Source organism: Streptomyces hazeniae, from assembly GCF_031845485.1.
GTDB lineage: Bacteria > Actinomycetota > Actinomycetes > Streptomycetales > Streptomycetaceae > Streptomyces > Streptomyces hazeniae.
This window is the reverse complement of sequence record NZ_JAVREQ010000058.1, coordinates 1-1,332: the sequence shown is the minus strand read 5'-3', so window position 1 is coordinate 1,332 and position 1,332 is coordinate 1. Positions and strand designations below refer to the sequence as shown.

Annotated in this window: 1 protein-coding gene; it reads right to left on the bottom strand. The window is 69.5% G+C overall.

Annotation, left to right across the window (positions count from 1 at the left end):
- Positions 1-18: 18 nt before the first annotated feature.
- A complete protein-coding gene (locus RM572_RS28520; protein WP_311676268.1) occupies positions 19-1,098 on the bottom strand; it encodes an IS110 family RNA-guided transposase in 1,080 nt (359 codons plus the stop codon).
- Positions 1,099-1,332: the final 234 nt, after the last annotated feature.

The following is a 1,332-nucleotide window of genomic DNA, read 5'->3' as shown; positions in this document are numbered from 1 at the left end:
GGGATGCTCCTATTGACGTCAACCGGCGGGTGCCAGGTTGGTTTGGGTGATGCGTGGCTTGTTGGTCAGAGCGCGGTAGACCTCGCGGGCGACGAATCGCTTGAGGCAGCGCATGATGTCCTTCTTCGACAAGCCTTCCCTGGTGCGGCGCTCGACGTAGGCGCGGGTGCGTTCGTCGTAGCGCATGCGGACGAGCACGATGGTGTGCAGGGCGTTGTTGGCGGCTCGGTCGCCTCCGCGGTTGAGGCGGTGGCGGTGGGTGCGGCCGGACGATGCGGGAATGGGTGCGACTCCGGCCAGGTGCGCGAAGGCTCCCTCTGAGCGCATGCGTTCGGGGTTGTCGCCTGCCGAGGCCAGAAGCTGGCCGGCGGTCTCCGTTCCGACGCCGAAGAGCTCCAGCAGGGCCGGAGCCGCCTGCTGGACCAGGGGCCCGATCTCGGTGTCGATCTCGGCGATCTCCGCGTCCATGGCCTGGTGGCGGCGGGCCAGACGCCGCAACGAGGCCCTGGTCGCCGTCAACGGCCGGGACACATCGCCGCCGGGCCGCAGCCGGGCCAGGGTGCGTATCAAAGCGGTCCGGTCCAGGCCCGCGACCTGTTCACGCAGCATCGCCGGGGCGCTCACGAGCAGATTGCGGATCTGGTTCATCGCCTGGGTGCGGGCCTTGACCGCGCTGCGGCGGGCGACCCGCAACACGCGCACGGCCTCGACCACGCCGTCGCGGCTCTTGGGGATACCGGTGGCACGTCCGGAGGCCACGGCCGTCGCGGCGGCGTAGGCGTCGATCGGGTCGGACTTGCCACGCAGCCGGCGCATTTTGCGGTCCGGCCGGTCCACGTCGATGACCGTCACGCCGGCCGCAGTCAGGACTCGGGCGAGTTCGGCTCCGTAGGCGCCTGTGCCCTCCACGCCGACCGCGCAAAGGATCCCAAGGCCGCGCATCCAGTCCAGCAGGTCCCGGTAGCCACGGATGGTGGCGGGGAACTCCTGGTCGGCGAGATGGCGGCCAAGGCCGTCGATCACAGCCGCGTGATGGGTCAGGCCGTGGGTGTCGACTCCGCCGATGATCTCCGGGCCGTCGTGCGTCATGCTGGTCATGTCCGTCCTTGCCGCTTGTCTGAGCCGAGGGCGGCACGCGCCGGTCGGGCGGGTGGACAAGACAGTGACGGGGCCTCTAGCCAGGCTCCTATGAAGTCACAAACGCCCGTCCGGCCGCGTGCGTGGTGACGCCCCGGTGGGCCGACGAATCCCATACAGGACAGTCGAGACGTCAGTCAGCCGAGGGGTCAGACCCACCAACAGCGTCACCACGAACATCATCACTGTCAGCCG

Excerpts from the sequence above, each read along its gene's own strand:
- RM572_RS28520 (WP_311676268.1), bottom strand. The coding sequence starts at position 1,098 with ATGACCAGCATGACGCACGACGGCCCGGAGATCATCGGCGGAGTCGAC.